3 protein-coding genes are annotated in these 2,856 nt (G+C 64.4%); 2 read left to right on the top strand and 1 reads right to left on the bottom strand.

Annotated elements, in window-relative coordinates:
* The coding region (locus VMR39_RS05310) for a DUF6880 family protein (protein WP_325414963.1) at positions 1-727 on the bottom strand (727 nt) is incomplete at its 3' end.
* Positions 728-1,161: 434 nt separating this feature from the next.
* On the opposite strand from VMR39_RS05310, the gene VMR39_RS05315 reads away from it, so the two are divergent.
* Both VMR39_RS05315 and VMR39_RS05320 read left to right on the top strand, forming a co-directional pair.
* On the top strand, positions 1,162-2,004 hold the full coding sequence (locus VMR39_RS05315; protein ID WP_155282095.1) for a hypothetical protein: 843 nt from the start codon (positions 1,162-1,164) through the stop codon (positions 2,002-2,004).
* A 61-nt stretch (positions 2,005-2,065) separates the two neighbouring features.
* A partial coding sequence (locus VMR39_RS05320) for a helicase HerA domain-containing protein (protein WP_325414964.1) occupies positions 2,066-2,856 on the top strand: 791 nt, incomplete at its 3' end.

Consider the following 2,856-nt stretch of genomic DNA (forward strand, 5'->3'; position numbering starts at 1 on the left):
TTCTTCGATCAGGATCGACAGTGGCGATGTAGGCGTCAACATCATCATCCAGGTCTGCGAGTTTAGGGAGAAGCCAGCCGGCCGTATAGTCGAACCGCCTCCGCTCCGCATCGGGCAACGATGCCTGCCGCTCCAGCAGCATATGTCGAAGCGCCGCCCGGCCCTCCTTGCCCAGCGCAGGCGATGCGGCTTCCGGCAACTCATCGAACACGCCATAGCCGTCACTCTCGATCAGCGTCAGAACCTTGCCTGCCAGCACGTTGGGTTCCGGCGCGCCCCCGCGACACCAGAGTTTCCCCAGATCCTCGCCGCCCTGCCGGAACACATCGCCGAGCGCACCGCTGCTGTCATCTGCGCGTTCGAATACAGGTTCGGCGAGGCTGAGAAAAAGGCGCATCAACTCGATGGCCTCCTGAGGCGAGGTTTCGGCAAGTGGCCCCGCTATGCCGGCGCGCAACTGGTCAAGTTCCTGGGCGAGTGGCCGCACCTTGTCCCACTCGATAAAACTGCGCGAGCGGCGGATGGTCTTCAGGCGCTTGCCGATCTCATGCGCCAATGCGCCGCTGTCATCCCTGGCCGCCATCTCCATCCGCGCGGCACGCGCGAAAATGGGATCGGTCTCGGCCTGGTTCAGCACAAGCCGCGCCAGCCGGGCAGCGCCCAGGCTCTCCAGATTTTCGAGCGTCAGCTTGGATGGACTGCGCGTGGCCCTAGCGCGCGACGCCATCAACCGGCGTCTTTCCCTGCGGCGCTCCCGCCAGCGATCAAAGGCATCAGCATGGCGTGGAGCGAGTCCTCAGCACGCGCTCGACGTGAAGCATCTGTGGAAGCAAGATCGCGGCGTATCCAGTCGGGCAAGCGGCGAAGCAGGTCGTTCAGTTTCGAATCCGCAAAATCAGGCATGCCCGCTTCTTTGCCGCAACATCGGGCATCTGAAAACCGGAACATGCATCTGCCCACCATGCAATCCGACCGGAGGGGAGGGGGCGGAAGCGAGAGTGCATCGGGACAGCCCGAGAGAAGGATCGCCATGCCATTGGATGCCGGGCGTGTTGGGACAACGGCAAACGGCCCTCGGTGTACGATGCCGCCGTCGATGCCGGCGGTGTCAGTCACGCCTCGCTTGCCGCGATGCGCCCTTGGAACAATGGAGAACAATGCATGGCCATTCTATCCGGCGCAGCCGGCGACATCGCCACCCATGTCGCGCTCAGCAGCCTCGAACGCTCAAGCTTGCAGGTCGCTCTTTTCGATCCCGCAGCCATCGCGTCAATCCGAGGCGGAGCGCGGCTCAATCTGATCGATGCTGACGACAGCGGTACGCTCAAACATGTCGTCCCCCTCTGCGATTATCCCGACGCGCTTTGGCGCGCGTTGGCGCCCGCCCTTGTCGACGCTCCGCGTCCCACATCTGCACCGGTCACGCTCGCCAATCTCTACACGTCCCGCGCCGTTCCAGACCCGCAGCGCGATGCCTGTTTCATCGCGCTGACGCCCGCCGAACTGGAAGCGGCGCTCGAGGCCGACTATCCCGATGCGCTGGACCGGCGCAACGCCATCGGCGCGCGCATCCATTGCATGCATCAACTGCGCTGGTTCAACGATATCGTCGCCTTCCTGCCACCCGATATGCTGTCGCAAAGCGGATGGCAGGCTGCCGCACAGCAAATCGACCAGCCCGAAGGGCCTTGCTGGGCGCCTGAGCTTCTGCTGCGCCGCCGCTCGCTGTTCCGCGATCCGAAACTGGACCGCGCGGCTGCACTGATCCGGGAAATCGAGGCATCGCTGTGGATAGCATGCGAGGCGCCATTCGACGCCGGGCAAGATTTCGATGCCTATCGGGCCGGCCTGTTCAGTCAGGTCATGGCCGACGCCTGCGCGCTGGGAATCCTCCACGATGACGGCGATCGCCAGTTCGCTGTCGTGACCGACGCCCTGGAAGCGGCCGGTCATGACTGGCGCAATGCTGGACCCATCATTCTTCCGGCAGCGATCGCCGCCTGAATTCCCCCTCCACACTCAACGCGAACGACCGCCTTTGGGGGCCGCTGAAGGAGTATGCCCGATGAACATTCCCATCAGCAATTTCACACGCGACGCCCGCGTCCCGCTCGGCCATTGCTCGACCGGCCCCCTGGAACTGGATCTCGGCAAGCTGATGTCGGGCCGCTGCCTCATCCAGGGATCATCGGGCGCGGGCAAGAGCCAGACGCTGCGCCGGATCATCGAGGAAGCCTTCGATTATCTCACGACCATCATCGTAGACCCGGAGGGCGAGTTCGCCAATCTCGCCGCGCATATCGGCGCCACGACGGTTGTCGCACGCGACTATGCCAATGATGGTCTTACCGCCCTTGCGCTGCGCACACGCCAGCACCGCATTGCGCTGCACCTTGATCTCACCGATCTTGAACCCGATCACCGGATCGAGAAGGCCGCCGCCTTTTTCGCAGGACTCCTCTCCGCCCAACGCGAACATTGGGCGCACACGGTGCTGGTTTGCATCGACGAAGCGCATCTGCTCGCACCGCATATGGCAGCGTCCGCACGCGATGCCGAAACGCGCCGCCTGGGCGTCGCCACGCTGACCGACATGTGCGCACGGGGTCGCAAGCGCGGCATCGGCACGATCATCGCCACGCAGCGCCTCGCGAAACTCGCCAGTTCGGTCGTCTCGGAACTGCATAATCATCCGATCGGCCTCAACGTGTTCGACCGCGACGTGGCGCGCGCCGCCGACCTGCTCGGGTTCGGCAGCGATCAGGCGGCGCTGCTACGCCTGCTTCCACCCGGCGAGTTCTTCGCCTTCGGTCCCGCGCTGGCCGCAACGCCCGTGCTCGCGAAAATCGATCCGAC

This window comes from Sphingobium sp., assembly GCF_035511395.1.
Classification (GTDB): Bacteria; Pseudomonadota; Alphaproteobacteria; order Sphingomonadales; family Sphingomonadaceae; genus Sphingobium.